The organism is Promicromonospora iranensis (assembly GCF_028994775.1).
GTDB lineage: Bacteria > Actinomycetota > Actinomycetes > Actinomycetales > Cellulomonadaceae > Promicromonospora > Promicromonospora iranensis_A.
Window position 1 is genome coordinate 344,555 of the sequence record NZ_JAJQMN010000002.1, and the last position, 16,062, is coordinate 360,616.

The 16,062-nt window shown below is 72.6% G+C and carries 14 protein-coding genes and 1 riboswitch; of the genes, 10 read left to right on the forward strand and 4 right to left on the reverse strand.

Annotated features, from left to right (window positions below):
- Window positions 1-162 precede the first annotated feature (162 nt).
- The 3 genes from LUU90_RS04360 to LUU90_RS04370 all read left to right on the forward strand — a co-directional run bounded on the left by LUU90_RS04360 (window position 163) and on the right by LUU90_RS04370 (window position 3,926).
- The gene (locus LUU90_RS04360) at window positions 163-1,485 is read left to right on the forward strand and encodes an acetyl-CoA C-acetyltransferase (RefSeq protein WP_275002058.1); all 1,323 of its coding nucleotides are present in this window, start codon (window positions 163-165) and stop codon (window positions 1,483-1,485) included.
- Between the two features lie 132 nt (window positions 1,486-1,617).
- Window positions 1,618-2,985: a 3-oxoacyl-ACP reductase gene (locus tag LUU90_RS04365; protein WP_275002059.1), complete on the forward strand. Its 1,368-nt coding sequence runs from the start codon at window positions 1,618-1,620 to the stop codon at window positions 2,983-2,985.
- Window positions 2,982-3,926: a MaoC/PaaZ C-terminal domain-containing protein gene (locus LUU90_RS04370; RefSeq protein WP_275002060.1), complete on the forward strand. Its 945-nt coding sequence runs from the start codon at window positions 2,982-2,984 to the stop codon at window positions 3,924-3,926. The genes LUU90_RS04365 and LUU90_RS04370 overlap by 4 nt, the downstream gene beginning before the upstream one ends.
- Before the next feature lie 149 nt (window positions 3,927-4,075).
- On the opposite strand, the gene LUU90_RS04375 is transcribed toward LUU90_RS04370, so the two are convergent.
- Window positions 4,076-4,939 carry an alpha/beta hydrolase family protein gene (locus LUU90_RS04375; protein WP_275002061.1) on the reverse strand — a complete coding sequence of 288 codons (864 nt, stop codon included), beginning with the start codon at window positions 4,937-4,939 and terminating at the stop codon, window positions 4,076-4,078.
- Between the two features lie 67 nt (window positions 4,940-5,006).
- Between LUU90_RS04375 and LUU90_RS04380 the strand changes: the two genes are divergently transcribed.
- Both LUU90_RS04380 and LUU90_RS04385 read left to right on the forward strand, forming a co-directional pair.
- The gene (locus LUU90_RS04380) at window positions 5,007-6,008 is read left to right on the forward strand and encodes a helix-turn-helix domain-containing protein (RefSeq protein ID WP_275002062.1); all 1,002 of its coding nucleotides are present in this window, start codon (window positions 5,007-5,009) and stop codon (window positions 6,006-6,008) included.
- 28 nt (window positions 6,009-6,036) lie between these two features.
- Window positions 6,037-6,933: an LLM class flavin-dependent oxidoreductase gene (locus LUU90_RS04385; RefSeq protein WP_275002063.1), complete on the forward strand. Its 897-nt coding sequence runs from the start codon at window positions 6,037-6,039 to the stop codon at window positions 6,931-6,933.
- Window positions 6,934-7,091: 158 nt separating this feature from the next.
- Here the strand turns inward: LUU90_RS04385 and LUU90_RS04390 are convergent, their stop codons facing one another.
- The gene (locus tag LUU90_RS04390; protein ID WP_275002296.1) at window positions 7,092-7,904 is read right to left on the reverse strand and encodes a mechanosensitive ion channel family protein; all 813 of its coding nucleotides are present in this window, start codon (window positions 7,902-7,904) and stop codon (window positions 7,092-7,094) included.
- Window positions 7,905-8,204: 300 nt separating this feature from the next.
- Between LUU90_RS04390 and LUU90_RS04395 the strand changes: the two genes are divergently transcribed.
- On the forward strand, window positions 8,205-9,746 hold the full coding sequence (locus LUU90_RS04395; protein ID WP_275002064.1) for an amidase: 1,542 nt from the start codon (window positions 8,205-8,207) through the stop codon (window positions 9,744-9,746).
- 95 nt (window positions 9,747-9,841) lie between these two features.
- On the opposite strand, the gene LUU90_RS04400 is transcribed toward LUU90_RS04395, so the two are convergent.
- Window positions 9,842-11,260, reverse strand: coding sequence for an aminotransferase class V-fold PLP-dependent enzyme (locus tag LUU90_RS04400; protein WP_275002065.1), 1,419 nt, complete (start codon window positions 11,258-11,260; stop codon window positions 9,842-9,844).
- Between the two features lie 31 nt (window positions 11,261-11,291).
- Window positions 11,292-11,405, reverse strand: a riboswitch (SAM riboswitch).
- Window positions 11,406-11,568: 163 nt separating this feature from the next.
- On the opposite strand from LUU90_RS04400, the gene LUU90_RS04405 reads away from it, so the two are divergent.
- The gene (locus tag LUU90_RS04405) at window positions 11,569-12,015 is read left to right on the forward strand and encodes a GbsR/MarR family transcriptional regulator (RefSeq protein WP_275002066.1); all 447 of its coding nucleotides are present in this window, start codon (window positions 11,569-11,571) and stop codon (window positions 12,013-12,015) included.
- On the forward strand, window positions 12,012-13,226 hold the full coding sequence (locus tag LUU90_RS04410; RefSeq protein ID WP_275002067.1) for a glycosyltransferase: 1,215 nt from the start codon (window positions 12,012-12,014) through the stop codon (window positions 13,224-13,226). Before LUU90_RS04405 ends, LUU90_RS04410 begins: the two co-directional genes overlap by 4 nt.
- A gap of 6 nt (window positions 13,227-13,232) precedes the next feature.
- Here LUU90_RS04410 and LUU90_RS04415 read toward each other — a convergent pair whose 3' ends face one another.
- Window positions 13,233-14,096, reverse strand: a complete 864-nt coding sequence (locus LUU90_RS04415; RefSeq protein ID WP_275002068.1) for a phosphotransferase enzyme family protein — start codon at window positions 14,094-14,096, stop codon at window positions 13,233-13,235.
- A 200-nt stretch (window positions 14,097-14,296) separates the two neighbouring features.
- Between LUU90_RS04415 and LUU90_RS04420 the strand changes: the two genes are divergently transcribed.
- Both LUU90_RS04420 and LUU90_RS04425 read left to right on the forward strand, forming a co-directional pair.
- Window positions 14,297-14,746: a rhodanese-like domain-containing protein gene (locus LUU90_RS04420; RefSeq protein WP_275002069.1), complete on the forward strand. Its 450-nt coding sequence runs from the start codon at window positions 14,297-14,299 to the stop codon at window positions 14,744-14,746.
- Window positions 14,743-16,011, forward strand: a complete 1,269-nt coding sequence (locus tag LUU90_RS04425) for an O-succinylhomoserine sulfhydrylase (RefSeq protein WP_275002070.1) — start codon at window positions 14,743-14,745, stop codon at window positions 16,009-16,011. The genes LUU90_RS04420 and LUU90_RS04425 overlap by 4 nt, the downstream gene beginning before the upstream one ends.
- Window positions 16,012-16,062: the final 51 nt, after the last annotated feature.

Below are 16,062 nucleotides of genomic sequence, written 5' to 3' on the forward strand. Positions count from 1 at the left end.
TCGCTAGAGGTCTTGTGATTCGTCTCACGAGACTGAGAGTATCAGGTACTGTGAGTCCTGGGCACCACCCCGGGGCGAACCGGGTCGCGGCCTGTCCCGGCCTCGACGAGGCTCGTTCTACGAAGCCACTTGCCCGACGACGAAGTGAGAAGGAACAGCGACGTGTCCACTACCCCCTCCCCCGTCCCGTCCACGCGTGAAGCCGTGATCATCGGCGGCAACCGCATCCCGTTCTCCCGCGCCGGCAAGAAGTACGTCCGGACCAGCAACCAGGACATGTTCACCGCAGCACTGGAGGGCCTCGTCGCCCGGTTCGGTCTGCAGGGCGAGCGCCTGGGCGAGGTCGCCGGCGGCGCCGTGCTCAAGCACAGCAAGAACTTCAACCTGATCCGCGAGTCGGTGCTGGGCTCCTCGCTGGCGCCCACGACGCCCGCCTACGACGTGCAGCAGGCCTGCGCCACCGGTCTCGAGGCCGCCATCGCCGTGACCAACAAGATCAAGCTGGGCCAGATCGAGTCCGCGATCGCCGGCGGCACCGACACCGTGTCGGATGCGCCGATCGTCGTCAGCGACCGCCTGCGCGCCGCGCTCCTGGACGCGAACCACGCCAAGACCACCGGCGCGAAGATCAAGGCTCTGCTCTCGGTCCGCCCCAAGGACCTGGCGCCGGCCACGCCGAGCACCGGCGAGCCGCGCACCCACCTGTCGATGGGCGAGCACCAGGCCATCACCACCGCCAAGTGGGGGATCAGCCGCGAGGCGCAGGACGAGATCGCGTACAACTCGCACCAGAACCTCGCCCGCGCCTGGGAGTCCGGCTTCTTCGACGACCTCGTGACGCCGTTCAAGGGCCTGACCCGCGACGACAACATGCGCCCCGACACGTCGCTCGAGAAGCTCGCCAAGCTCAAGCCGGTCTTCGGCACGAAGCTGGGCGAATCGGCCACGATGACGGCCGGCAACTCCACGCCGCTGACCGACGGCGCATCCGCCGTCCTGTTCTCCTCGCGTGAGTGGGCCGAGGAGCGAGACCTGCCGATCCTGGCGAAGTTCGTGGACGCCGAGACGGCGGCCGTCGACTTCGTGCACGGTCACGAAGGTCTCCTCATGGCGCCGGCCGCCGCGGTGCCGCGCCTGCTGGCCCGCAACGGCCTGACTCTCGAGGACATCGACTTCTTCGAGATCCACGAGGCGTTCGCCTCCACCGTGCTGACCACGCTCGCCGCGTGGGAGGACGAGGAGTACTGCCGCACCGAGCTCGGTCTCGACGGCGCGTTCGGCAAGATCGACCGCAGCAAGCTCAACGTGAACGGCTCCTCGCTCGCGGCGGGACACCCGTTCGCGGCGACCGGTGGGCGCATCATCGCCACCGCCGCGAAGCTGGTGGCCGCGAAGGCCGCCGAGACCGGCCGCCCGGCACGGGCACTGATCTCGGTCTGCGCCGCCGGTGGCCTGGGCGCCGTCGCCGTCGTTGAATCCGTGTGAGCCCAGAGCGCAACGGAGGGTGAGGGCCGAGGAACGAGGCACTCGCCCGCAGTGAAGCGCCGGGCTCACACGGCATACCAATCAGTGTGAGCCCCGCGATCGAGCCTCTCCCCCCAGACCGGAAGGAAATTCGTGGCTGACCAGTCCGCCCCGTCCGACAAGTACACGGTGGCCGTGAACCGCGGCTTCACCAAGACCATCGCGAAGAAGCTGGGCCTCCCCCGGCCCGCGATCCTGCGCCGCTACACCCCGGACGCCCCGCTGACCGTCGGCCCGGTGCTCGTCGTGTCCGACGACGCCTCGGCCGGCGACGCGGACGCGCTCGCCAAGGCCCTGCTCGCCTGGGACGTCGACGTGCGCCGGTCCACCGAGGGCGCCGGTGACGTCCGCTGGGGCGGCGTCGTGCTCGTCGGTACGTCCGCCGAGTCCCCCGAGGCTGTCTCGGAGGCAGTGCTCACCCTCGGCAGCACGCTCCGCAGGCTCGCGGGCAACGGCCGGGTCGTCGTGGTGTCCCGGGCACCGGAGGCCGGCGACTCGCCGGCCGTCGCCGCCACCCGGGCCGGTTTCGAGGGCTTCACACGCTCGGTCGGCAAGGAGCTGCGGGCCGGCGCCACGGCGAACGGTGTACAGCTGACCGGGGGCGCCGCCGTCGACTCGGCCTCCGCGCTCGGCACGCTCCGCTTCTTCCTGTCCGCCAAGTCGGCGTACGTCGACGGCCAGGTGCTGCCCGTCGGCCCGTCGGACACGCCGGAGGACCTCAACTGGGAGCAGCCGCTCGCCGGCAAGGTCGCCGTCGTCACCGGTGCCGCGCGCGGCATCGGTGCCGCGATCGCGCGCACCCTGGCCCGGGACGGCGCCAAGGTCGTCGTCGTGGACGTACCGGCTGCCGGTGAGTCGCTGGCCGCCGTCGCGAACGAGATCAAGGGCACCTCGGTGCAGCTCGACGTGACCGCCGACGACGCGGGCACCAAGATCCTGGAGGCGACCCGGCACCTCGGCGGGATCGACATCCTGGTGCACAACGCGGGCATCCTGCGCGACAAGCTGCTCGCGAACATGAAGCCCGCCCAGTGGGACGCCGTCATCGCGGTGAACCTCGCCTCGCAGCTGCGCATCAACGAGCAGCTGCTGGCCGCCGGGGTCGAGGGGCTGCGCATCGTGTCGCTCGCCTCGACGTCGGGCATCGCGGGCAACAAGGGCCAGACCAACTACGCGTACTCGAAGTCCGGCGTGATCGGCCACACGGCCGCCACCGCGCCGCTCGTGGCGCAGCTGGGCGGCACGGCGAACGCCGTCGCACCGGGCTTCATCGAGACGGAGATGACCAGGTCGATCCCGTTCGCCACACGCGAGGTGGGCCGGCGCATCATCCCGTCGCTCCAGCAGGGTGGTCTGCCGCTCGACGTCGCGGAGGCCATCGCCTTCCTGTCGTCCCCCGTCGCTCACGGGGTGAACGGCCAGGTGCTGCGCGTCTGCGGTCAGTCCATGCTGGGCAAATGAGAGAGCTGACAGTGCCGGGCGCACCGGCGTCGTTCGACGTGACAGAGCTGGCCCAGCTGCCGAGCCTGGGCGGGCTGTTCGCCAAGGGTCTCGCCGGCTCCGCCGGCAAGCGCCCGAAGGGTGCGGTCCGGCTGCCCGAGGTGGCCTACCAGGTGGCGGACGTCGACACCGCCGGCGAGGCCGAGCATCTGGCGGCCTACCAGCGGCTGCTGGGTGAGCCGTCCTCCGAGGTGCTGCCTGCCGGGTTCCTGCACGTGCTGGCCTTCCCGCTGGCGACCGCCGTCATGGTGCGGGGCGACTTCCCGCTCCCGCTCCTCGGCATGGTGCACCTGAAGAACACGGCGCGGGTGCTCCGGCCGGTACGGCTGGGCGAGGTCCTGACGGTGCGGGCCTGGGCGCAGGACGCCCGGGCACACCGCCGCGGCGTCCAGGTGGACCTGATCGCCGAGGTGCTGGTCGGCGGCGAGCTCGCCTACCAGGGCGTGTCGACCTACCTCGCCAAGGGCTTCACGGCACCCGACGGCGCGGCGCCCGACGCCGAGGCCCCGCGCAAGGAGTGGACGGCGCCCCTGCCGACCGCGCGCTGGAAGCTCGGCAGCGGTACAGGCAGGGCGTACGGCGCGGTGTCGGGCGACCAGAACCCGATCCACACCTCGAGCCTGGGCGCCAAGGCTTTCGGGTTCCCGCGGGCGATCGCGCACGGGATGTACACCGCGGCACGGGCGTTGGCCGAGGTCGGTCCGGCGCGACGGGGCGACGCCTACGAGTGGACCGTCGAGTTCTTCAAGCCGGTGCTGCTGCCGGGCACGGTCGACGTGTCGATCCGGTACGCGGCGGAGGCGGCCCCGGCAGGCTCGACCAGCGGGGGCGGGTTCGTGTACGAGGGTTGGCGGTCCGGCAAGGACACGCGTCACTTCCGGGGCACGATCAAGCCTCTCTGACGCCTCGGCGTCGGGCAGGGTCAATGCCTACGTCTGCGGGGTGTGTTGCTCTGCGTGGACCGTGTCTACGCAGAGCAACACACCCCGCAGACGTGTACTCACCCCGACAGCGCCCTACCTCGCGGGGGTGCCAGCGCCGGTGCCGGTGCCTACGTCGCGGGGGTGGCGGTGGCCAGGCGCGGGAGGAGCATCTCGTCCCAGAGGACGGCGCGCTTCGGGCGGAAGAAGCCCGAGTGCCCGATCCGGCTCAGGCCGTGGTCGGCGGCGCGCATCTCGACGAGCTCGACCTCGGCGTGGGGGAACTCCCGGATCCAGTACCGGATCGACTCGGGGGAGATGAGTTCGTCGTCGCTGGTCCAGAGGGCCGCGACCGGAATCTGGATCTTCGCGAAGCGGTCCCGCAGCTCGGGGTGCTCGCTGAACAGGTAGTCCGGGTGCAGGCACCAGCGGCCCCACTGCCGCATGACGCCGCCGGGCACGTCGTCCAGGATCCGGAGCTTGCGGCCCGGGTAGTAGCCGACCGCGGCGATCGCCACGGGCGCGATGACGCGCCACAGGAGCGGCGACCACCGCTTGATCGGCGGCGCGGCCTTGCCTCGCCAGCCGGTCCCCGAGGTCACCATGACGCAGCGGTCCACACCGACGTCGGACAGGAAGCCCAGGCTCTGGCCGCCGAACGAGTGGCCCACCCAGGTGAGCGGGACGCCGACGGCGTCCGCCCGCGTGCGGGCGTGGCCGGCCGCGAGCTCCGCGTCGTGGTACCAGTCGAGAGCTGTCGCCGACGAGTCCCGCATCGGGCCGTAGAGCTCGGGCTCCGAACCGCGGTACGAGAAGGTGAGGACCGCGAAACCGCGATCCGCGAGCCAGGCCGCGAGGTGCCGGTAGAACCGCATGGGCATGGCCATCGCCGGCGCGATCGCCACGACGCCCACCGGTTCGCCGTCCGGCAGGAACCAGCGGCCGGCGACCGACTCGCCGTCGGCGGCGGGAAAGCTCACGTCCTCGGTGCTCACGTGCCGGAGGCTATCAATCCCGTATCCTCGCCAGGGCGCTGCGAACCTCATCCGGCGGGAGGATGCCATGCTCGGCGACGTGCTCGGTCTGACGCAGTCGCAGGCACTCGCGTACCGCGACCTGGTGGGTTCTCCGTCCCTCGACGCGGTGGAGCTGGGCCGCCGGCTCGGCTGTGACCCCGGGGACGCCCTGGATGTCCTCCGTGCGCTGGAGGGCCACGGCCTCGCGGCCCGGCAGAGCGCCGACGACTCCCGCTTTCAGGCGGCTCCTCCCGAGATAGCGCTGGGTGCGCTGCTCGCCCGCCGCAAGGACGAGATCCGCGCCGCGCAGGTCGAGCTGATCGAGCTCGAGGAGGAGTTCCGGCGCTCGTCCGCGCTGCGACCGGCCACCGACGTCGTCGACGTGGTGCGCGGCGCCGACGCCGTGAAGCACCGCATCACGCAGCTCCAGCTGGGCGCGCGCGAGACCGTCGAGTCCTTCACCAAGCCGCCGGTGTTCGTGATGCCCGCCGACGAGAACACCGCCGAGGACCAGGCGGTCGCACGCGGCGTGCGGTACCGCGTGGTGGTGGACCGGGTCTTCCTCGACACCGGCGTGCTGCGGGTGGACGACGTCGTCGAGGCGATCGAGAACGGCGAGGACGTGCGGTTCTCGGAGCGGGTGCCGATCAAGCTGTTCATCATCGACCGCAGGCTGGCCTTCGTGCCGATCCAGACCGTCGTCGAGGCCGGTACCGAGGGGTCCGACCTGGCACCCGACCTGGTGGGCGCGCTGATCATCCACCCGTCCGGGCTGTTGGACGCCCTGATCGCCCTGTTCGAGAGCGTGTGGCGCGACGCCACCCCGTTCCCCAGGCCGGGCGAGCGATCGGACACCGCCGAGCTCGACGACGAGGACAGCCGGATCCTCGCGCTCATGCTGGCCGGCCTCACCGACCAGTCGGTGGCCAACCAGCTCGGGCTCTCGCTTCGCACGGTGCAGCGACGGGTCAAGGTGCTGATGGGCGTCGCCGGCGTCTCGACCCGCATCCAGCTGGGCTGGCACGCCGCGCGCAAGGGCTGGATCTGACGGCCTGCTCCGTGACAGCGTGAGGCCCATGACCACACTGGCGTGCATCATCCGCCCATCGACTCCACCGTCCCGCATCATCCCGCTCGCACGCGCCGTCGAGGCGGCGGGTATCGAGGAGATCTGGCTCTGGGAAGACTGCTTCCAGACCGGCGGCATCTCCGCGGCCGGCGCGATCCTGTCCGCCACCGACCATGTGCGCGTCGGGATCGGCGTCATGCCGACGCCCCTGCGGAACGTGGCGCTCACCGCGATGGAGGTCGCGACGGTCGACGGGATGTTCCCGGGCCGGCTCGTCCCCGGGATCGGGCACGGTGTGCAGTCGTGGATGGCGCAGGTCGGGGGCAAGGCCGCCTCGCCCCTGACCCTCATGCGCGAGTACGCGACGGCGCTGCGCGCGCTCCTCGCCGGTGAGCGCGTCACCACGTCCGGCCGGTACGTGTCCCTCGACGACGTCGCGCTGGACTGGCCTCCCGCCGCGCCCGTGCGGGTGCCGGTCGCGGCGACCGGGCCGAAGTCGCTGCGGCTCGCCGGCGAGGTGGGGGACGGCGTCGTCCTCGAGGGCTCCGTCGGCCTGACCGGGCTGCCTGCCGTGCTCGAGCGGATCGCCGAGGGCAGGGCGGCTGCGGGCCATGACCCGTCGGCGCCGTTCCCGGTGATCCAGAACGTGTCCGCCGCGACCGGTCCCGACGCGGTCGCACGCCTGCGCGCCGAGCTCACGGCGTGGGGTCAGGACGTCGCCGACGACGCCGGCCTGGCCACGTACGCCCTGTGGGGCGACGCGCAGGCGATCGCCGAAGGTGTGCAGCGGTACGGCGAGGCGGGCGCGCACACCGTGGCGCTCCAGCCGACCGAGGACGACCCCGACCTGGAGCGGTTCATCGAGGTGGTGGGTGCGGCCCAGGATCTGCTGCGCAAGGACTAGCCCTCACCCCCTGAGTGGCGCGCGTACGGCAGGGACGGCACCCGCGGCACCTCGACCGGGCAGGCCGGGACTGCTGAGCCCGGGCAGCACGGCGCCGGGGTCGCACCGTCTTGTGACGGTGCGACCCCGGCGTCGTGGGTTGCCGGCCGGTCAGGCGATCAGATGTCGCGCGGCGGCGGCGCGAACGACCCGGACGTGCCGGGTGCTGCGCCGGGCGTGGTGCCGGGCGTGGTACCCGGGGTGGTGCCGGTCTGCGCGGCGGGCGTGGCAGCGGCGCCGCCGCCCGACGACAGGTTGTCGAGAACATTCTCGACGCGCGAACGCATTGGGCCGATCATCGCGCCACCGACGCCGACGATCAGAATGCCGGCGACGGTGGCCAGGAATGCCACGAGTACCGGCATTGTCACGGTGGTGCCGATGCCGATCTGGTTCACGGCGGCGATAACACCGAGCGCGATGATGAAGTATGAGACCGTCTTCGCGACGAGCGGGCCGTAGGAAACGCCACCCATCGAGTTGAGAACAAGATCCTTCACCGCATTCGCGATGGCGCCGGCGATCACGACGATGACGATTGCGACGACCAGGCTCGGGAGCCAGGCGACGATGTCGTTCACGATCGCGCTGACCGGGTTGGTGGGCCCAAAGGCGCTCAGGGCGAGCTGCAGCGTGATCAGCAGGATGAAGTAGTAGATGATCTTCGTGAGCAGCGTGATCGGCTCGATGCCCGAGCCGGCGAGGAGCCTGTTGGCCCCGGCCTTCTCCAGCACCTTGTTGAAGCCGATCCGGGTCAGGATCATCCCTACGAACCGGGCGACCGCCTTGGCGATGAAGTACCCGATGAGGAAAACGATCAGGAACACGAGCAGCTTCGGTATGAAGCTCGCGACCGCACCGAGAGCGCTCGTGAGCGGCTCCAGCCAGTCGACCGCGTTCGGTACAGCGAGACCTGCATTCAGGAATGGCATAGTTCTCTCCCCCTTCGAGACCTTTTGGTCACCTCCGGCACACCACGGTGGCGTGCCATAAAGGTGCCAGCACCTCACGAACATATGCCGGAGAAGCGCATTCTGCGCGCCGGAATTCAGTGCGTCAGCGCATCAATTGACCGCGCGGTTGGATGTGTGCGCAGGTCAGGCGGCTGAGTGCCGGTCGCCGTGTCCATGAATCTGGCTGATTCCGCTGTAGAGCGGGTGAGACATAGGGGATAATTCTCCTCCCGCCGCCCCGGACCCCCGCCACCGCAAGTGAGCACATAACCTGGCCGGATGGATGCCCTGCATGAGCGGACCGCCGTCGAGCTCCGCGACCTCCTCGCCGCCGGAGAGCTCACGCCCGCCGAGGTCACCGACCATTTCCTCGAGCGGGTGGAGCGGCTGAACCCCACCGTCGGCGCCTTCGCCACGGTCACCCCGGAGCTCGCCCGGGAGCGGGCCGCGGCGCTCCAGCGGGACGGCGTCAGGGCTGCCGGCGCCGTGTCGGGCCCGGACGGGCGACGCGACGGCGCCTTCCCGGCGTCGGGCAGCCTGTGGGGCCTGCCCACCGGGGACAAGGACCTGTGGAACCGTGCGGGGGTGCCGACCGGGTTCGGGTCCCGCGCGTTCGCGGACCTGCCGCCGGCGCAGGAGAGCGACTCGATCGTCCAGATCCTCGACGCCGCGGGCATCGTCAGCCTCGGCAAGACCGCCGCGCCCGAGCTGGGCTTCCCCGCCTACACCGAGCCCGTCGGCGCCCCGCCTGCCCGCACGCCCTGGGACCTGACCCGGGGTGCGGGGGGGTCGAGCGGCGGAGCGGCCGCGGCCGTGGCGGCGGGCATGGTGCCGTTCGCCCCCGGGTCCGACGGCGGGGGCTCGGTCCGCATCCCGGCCGCGGCCTGCGGCGTCGTCGGGCTCAAGCCGACGCGCGGGCTGCTCCCCGCGGGCAGCGGCGTCGACTCGCTGGGCGGGCTGGTCGTGAACGGGCCGATCGCCCGCACGGTCGCCGACACGGCCCTCCTGCTGGAGGCGATGCTCCCGCGCCGCGCCGGGGGCGACGTCGCGCACCCGTTCTCCCTGCGCGCGCCGTCGTACGAGGCGGGGGCCTACCTGACGGCGGCCCAGCACGCCACGCTCCCGGCCCGGCGCCCCGGGGAGCCGGGGCCGGCCGGCGGCATCGCGCGGATCGGGGTGACCACCTCGTCGGCGTGGGACTCGTTCTACGCCATCACCGTGTCACCCGAGGCCCGGGCCGCGCTGGACGCGGGCGTGCAGGCCCTGTCCGGGCTCGGGCACGAGGTCGAGGAGACGGTCCTGGCCGAGGCGCCCGAGTACGCCCCGGCGTTCCGCACCCTGTGGATGGGCGGCGCCTCGGCGGTACCCATCGACGACGTGGAGACGCTCGGCAAGCTGGAGCCGTTGACGCAGTGGCTGATCCGGTCGGGCCGGGAGGTGCCCGCGCGGCAGCTCGCCGAGGCCGTCCGCACGCTCAGCGACTACGAGCGCTCGCTCGTCGCGCAGGTCGGCGTGTACGACGCCGTGGTGACGCCCGCGCTGGCGCTCACGCCCCGGCCCATCGGTTGGTACGACGCCGCGAACCCCGAGCGGAACTTCGAGCAGCAGTGCCAGTACACGCCGTTCACATCGATGCTCAACGTCGCGGGGCTGCCCGCGATCACCGTTCCGACGCACTGGACCGAACCGACGGTCGAGGCGCCCGCCGGGCTGCCGATGGGCGTGCAGATCATCGGCCGGCCCGGCGGCGAGCTCACGCTGCTGGCGCTGGCGGCGCAGCTGGAGGCGGCGCTGCCGCGGCCCCGCGCATTCCCGCTCTGACAGAGCGTCGGTGGTCGAGCTTGCCGGCGTCTCGACAAGCTCGACCAGCGGGGTGTGGCTCGACCACGGTGGAGGGCTCGACCAACGGCGGAGGGTCAGTCCTCGTCCGGGAGGCAGCCGAAGTTCTCGTCGAAGCCCAGCGCCGCGGTCGCCAGGAGACCCGCGAGGCCGGAACCCTCCGGGACGGGACGCGGGTCGTCGGTCACGACCCACAGCCCGTCGACGACGTCGTACCCGGCCTGCGGTCCCTCCGTCACGAGCCGGCCGACGGCGGCGACGAGCCGCTCCACCTCTTCGCCGGCGGTGCCGACGCCCACCGAGGCGCGCACCGCGCCGGCGTCGAACCCGAGGCGGCCGAGCAGCGGGTGGGCGCAGAAGCGGCCGTCCCGCACGCCGATCCCGTGCTCCGCGGACAGGTACGCGGCGACGAGGCCCGGGTCGTAGCCGGCCACCGTGAAGGTCACGACGCCGACGGGGTCGACGGCGTCCGCCCACACCCGCACCACCTCGACGCGGTCGATCGCCTCCAGCCCCGACACGAGCCGACGGCGGAGCGTGTTCTCGTGCGCCGCGACGTCGGCGGGGGCGAGCGCGGCGAGCTCCTCGCACGCCGCCGCGAGCGCCACGGCGCCGATGACGTTGGGCGATCCGGCCTCGTGCCGGGCGGGGCCCTCGTGCCACTCGGTGCCCGCGACGCGCACGCGCCGCACGGCGCCACCGCCCGCGAGGTACGGCGTGCCCGCGTCGAGCCAGTCGCGGCGGCCCACCAGGGCGCCCGCACCGAACGGGGCGTAGGTCTTGTGGCCGGAGAAGGCGAGGTAGTCGACGCCGGTGGTCTCGAGCGAGATGCGACGGTGGGGCACGAGCTGGGCACCGTCGAGGACCACCCGTGCGCCGAACTCGTGGGCGATCGCGACGATCTCGTCGACGGGGAGCGACTCCCCTGTCACGTTGGAGGCGCCGGTGAGGGCGAGGAGTGCGAACGGGCGGTCGGCGGCGCCGTCGGCCAGCTCCGCACGAATCTGCGCGAGCGTCTCGGCCACGGTGGAGCCGCCGGTCAGCACCGTCGCGTCCGTGCCACGCTGCCAGGGCAGCAGGTTGGCGTGGTGCTCGACGTCGAGGACGAGCACGCGGCCCGGCCGGCCGTCGGCCTGGGCGGGGACGCAGCCGGCGAGCAGGTTCAGGGAGTCGGTGGTGTTGCGCGTGATGATCGTGAGGTCGTCGTCGCGGGCGCCGACGAACGCGCCGATGGTGCGCCGTGCCGTCTCGTAGAGCGCGGTGCTCACCTGGGAGAGGTATCCGGCGCCGCGGTGCACGCTGGCGTACAGGGGCAGCACCTGGGTGACGCGGTCGGCGACCGCCTGCAGCGCCGGGGCCGACGCGGCGACGTCGAGGTTGGCGTACGGCACGCGGGTGCCGTCCACGAGCGGAACGAGCGTCTCGCCGCCGACCACGGGGCGCAGCGGGGCGACGTCGGCCACTGCGGCGTCTCGGGCGAGGGTGGTTGCTGACATGACGTCCTCCAGCACAGTCCTGGGGGAGGCTCCCCCGCGCTTGCCACGCGCGGCTGCGCGCGGCCAGGTCGTCACCCGGGGCACCCCACCGCGGTAGGAGGGTTGCCGACCAGCGAGCCGGGGCTTGATGCTGGCACTCATGACCTGACGTCATCCTGTGCTGCGCCAAAACCCCTGTCAACGCTCGTCTCAGATGCTGGTCTCATGATCTGGTCGTCGCGCGCGCGCCGAGATCCGCTACGGCGCATGTCGCAGCCCTGGAGTTCCGTTGGTTCGGAACGATCCGAACAATACGGTACGTTGGTCGGATGAGCGCCATCGAGGACTTCACCGAGGAGGCCGGGCTCTTCTACGAGCGGCTCGGCCTGAGCCGTACGGCGGGCCGCGTCGTCGGGCACCTGCTCGCATCCGACGACGACGGCGCGGACGCCCCCGGTCTGTGCGAACAGCTCTCCGTCGCCAAGAGCAGCATGAGCGTGGCCCTGCGCCAGCTCGACCAGGCGGGCATGATCGAGCGGTTCCGGCGCCGCGGCGAACGGCGCGATCGGTACCGCCTCACCGAGGACGTGTTCGGCAGGGCCTTCCGGGCCAAGATGGCGGAGTTCGACGCGTTCCAGGAGCTCGCGGCGCACGGTCTCGCCGCGGTGGGTGACGACCCCCGCCGCCGTCAGCGGCTCGAGAACATGCGCGACATGTACGCCTTCATGGCCGAGCGGTTCCCCGCACTCCTGGACGAGTGGGAGGCCACGCGATGAGGGTCCTCCTGGTCACGACGGGCAGCCGGGGCGACGTCGAACCGTTCGCCGCGCTCGGGTTCGAGCTCGCCCGGGCAGGTCACGAGCCGCTGCTGGCCGCACCGCGCCGGCTGACCGAGGACGCCGCGGCCCGCGGGCTCCCGGTCGCACCGCTCGACGACGGCATCTTCGCCCTCCAGGAGGAGGTGGCGGGAAAGGGCACCCGGGCGTCGCTCACGGCTGCCCGGTCGGCGCTGCCCCTGCTGCGCCGCTGGCTCGACGACCTGGCCACCCTGCGGGACCGCGACGCGGACGTGGTGGTCTACGCCCCCAAGTCGCTCGGCGCGACCCATCTCGCGGACCTGCTCGGGGTGCCGTCGATCGCCGCGCTACCCGTCCCGCTGTTCACGCCGACGGCGCGGTTCCCGTCACCCCTCAGCCCGGTACGGCCACCGCGGTTCCTCAACCGGGCGAGCTGGCGGCTGGCCGGCGTCGTCGAGGCGCCGTACCGGCGCATGGTCCGCACCTGGCGGTCCGAGGTGCTCGGCCTGGCCGGCCCGATGCCGGGGCTCACCGAACGCGTGGCCCGCGACGGCGTCCTGCACGCGTGGAGCCCGCACCTGCTGCCAGCGCCGGACGACTGGTCCGCGGACCTCGCGCCCACCGGGTTCTGGAGCCTGCCGCCGGACCGCGCCTGGACGCCGCCCGCCGCGCTGGACCGGTTCCTCGACGCGGGGGAGCCGCCGGTGTACGTCGGGTTCGGCAGCATGCTCGCCAAGGATCCGGAGGCCTTCACACGCGCGGTGCTCGACGGCCTGCACCGTTCGGGGCGCCGCGCGATCCTGGCGACCGGCTGGGGCGCGCTCCGGCCGACGCACGTGCCGGACAGCGTCCACGTGCTCGACCAGGCGCCGCACGCCCTCCTGCTGCCGCGCACCGCCGTCGCCGTGCACCACGGGGGTGTCGGCACCGTCGCCGCAGCCCTGCGGGCCGGGGTACCGCAGGTGGTCAAGCCGTTCCTGGGGGACCAGCCGTTCTGGGCACGGCGGGTGCACGAGATCGGCGTCGCGGCCCCGCCGCTGACCGGCGGACTCACCGGCGACCGGCTGGCGGCGGCGATCGACGACGCGGCGTCGAGGGCGGACGCGGCGCGCGCGACGGCGGCGCGGGTCGGCGAGGAGGACGGCGCGTCCGCTGCCGTCGCACGCATCGAACGGGTCGCCGCGGGCTGACGCCGGTCAGCCGCGCTCCTCCGCGTCGGCCAGCGCGGCGATCCGGCGGGCGTCGGCGCGGTACATGGCGGCGTGCTCGCGCAGCTCGGCCGGGCCGCCGTCGTCCGCCCGGGCCACGGACCAGCCGGCCAGGTCGCCCAGCTTGCCGACCATGGCGCGCAGCACCTCCACACGGCGGAACGGCGACCCGTACGCCGCCGTCAGGGTGTCGAGCCGGGCCATCGGTTCCAGGTGCCCGACGTCGTAGCCGACCCCCGCGAAGGCGTCGCCGGAGAACGGCGCGATCCGGTAGGCGAGGTACGCCAGGTCGAGGACGCGCGGGCCGGGCGAGGCCGTGTCGAGGTCGATCAGGCCGACGAGGCGGCCGTCGCGGAAGACCATGTTGTAGGGCGCAGCGTCGTTGTGGCAGATCACCTCGGCGGGTTCCGTCGCGGGGACGCGCCACGCGGCGTCGGACCGGTCGAACCCCGCGGTCGCGTCGTGGAAGCCCCGCAGGAGGCGACCCGCTTCGACCAGGACGTCCTCGGACCAGAGCCAGGTCGGCGCCGGCCAGCCGGGGACGTCGCCGGGGAGGTACGAGACGATCTCCCGCCCCCGGTCGTCGACCCCGAGGGGTTCGGGGACCTCGGTCATCCCCGCGGCCCGGACGTGGGCGAGCAGCCGCTGGATCGTGGGCGTCCAGGGACCGGCCGCGCGATGCACCGTGTCGCCGACCCGCACGACGCCGGTGGTGTTGCCGCCGGTCAGCACCTGCTCGTGGCCGGCTTCGCCCGCGGCGTCGTGCGCGGCGTCGTCCGCCGCCTTGTCCACAGCCTTGTCCACAGGGCTGTCCACAACGTTGTCCACAGACTTGCCCACCATCTCGTCCATCCCGGAGACATTAGCCCCGACCGCGGAGCGAGACGGCATCCCACCCACCGGACGTCGTGTCGTACGATCACGAGCGACCATCCCGAGCGGCCGAGTGACGTGGCACGACGACGCCGCAGCAACCCAGCGTTCCCGCCCCTGTCGACCTGGCAGGGCGAGGACGGACGAGGGTGCTACCGCCACGACCGATGGAGGAGCACATGAGCGTCCCCGCGCACATCGAAGCCCGCCCCGCCGATGGCTACGCCGGCGACATCACACCCCAGCAGGCCTGGGACCTGCTCGCCGCCGACCCGGACGCCACCCTCGTGGACGTCCGCACCGAGGGCGAGTGGCGCGCGATCGGCGTCCCCAGCACGACATCCCTCGAGAAGCAGCCCGTGTTCAGCGAATGGGTGCGGGCCGGCGGCCGCCCCAACACCCAGTTCCTGGAGGAGCTCAAGGCCGCCGGCGTGACGGGCGGGCCGGTCGTCTTCCTGTGCCGCTCCGGCCAGCGCTCCATCGGCGCCGCGCGGCTCGCCACCGCGGCCGGCATCGCGCCGTCGTACAACGTGCTGGAGGGTTTCGAGGGCGCACCGGGAGCCGACGGCGTCCGGGACCAGCAGGGCTGGAAGGTCGCCGGCCTCCCCTGGACGGACGGCGCGCAGTGACGGTCACCGGAGCGTTCCCGCCCGACGCGAACCCCGGCGGGTCCGGCCGCAAGCCGCTCCCCCGCGGCGTCCGCCCCGCGACCCTCGCCGTGCGCGGCGGACACCAGCGCACCGAGTTCCAGGAGACGGGTGAGGCGCTCTTCCTCACCCAGGGCTACGTCTACGACACGGCGGCCGAGGCCGAGGCCGCGTTCGCCGGCGACATCGACCGGTTCGTCTACTCCCGCTACGGCAACCCGACCGTCCACACGTTCGAGGAGCGCCTACGCCTGCTGGAGGGTGCCGAGGCCTGCTACGCCACGGCGACCGGGATGTCGGCGGTGTTCACGTCGTTGGCGGCGCTCGTGCGGTCCGGCTCCCGGATCGTGGCGGCCCGTGCCCTGTTCGGGTCCAGCGTGGTGATCTTCGAGGAGATCTTCAAGAAGTGGGGCGTGCGCACCGACTACGTGGACGGCCACGTGCTGTCCCAGTGGGAGGAGGCGCTCTCGACGCCCGCCGACGTGGTGTTCTTCGAGACGCCCTCCAACCCGATGCAGGACATCGTGGACGTGCGCGCCGTCGTCGACCTCGCGCACGCCGCCGGGGCGACGGTCGTGCTCGACAACGTCTTCGCGACCCCGTTGCTGCAGAAGCCGCTGGAGCTGGGGGCCGACGTCGTCGTCTACTCGGCGACCAAGCACATCGACGGCCAGGGCCGGGTGCTGGGCGGTGCCATCCTCGGCTCGTCCGAGTACGTCACCGGGCCGGTGCAGACGTTCATCCGCAACACCGGGCCGTCGCTGTCGCCGTTCAACGCGTGGACGCTGCTCAAGGGTCTGGAGACGCTGCCGGTGCGGATCGCGGCGCAGGGCGCGGGTGCGCTCGCCGTCGCGAACGCCCTGGAGGCGCTCCCCGGGGTGGGCGCGGTGCGCTACCCGTTCCTCGACTCCCACCCGCAGGCCGACCTCGCTCGCGCCCAGATGAGCGGCGGCGGCACCGTCGTCACGTTCGACCTCGCGGTCCCGGAGGGTACCGACGTCGAGACCGCGAAGAAGCGGACCTTCGAGTTCCTCGACGCGCTCCAGGTGATCGACATCTCGAACAACCTCGGGGACGCGAAGTCGCTCATCACGCACCCCGCGACGACCACCCACCGCAAGCTCGGCGCGGCGGGCCGGGCGGCCGTCGGCATCACGGAGACGACGGTGCGCCTGTCGGTCGGCCTGGAGGACACGCGGGACCTCGTCGAGGACGTGGAACAGGCCCTCAACCAGACCGGGCGCTGAGCCCCGGCTCGTCCCGACGGGCTCGACCACCGGTGGTCGGGCCCGTCGCGA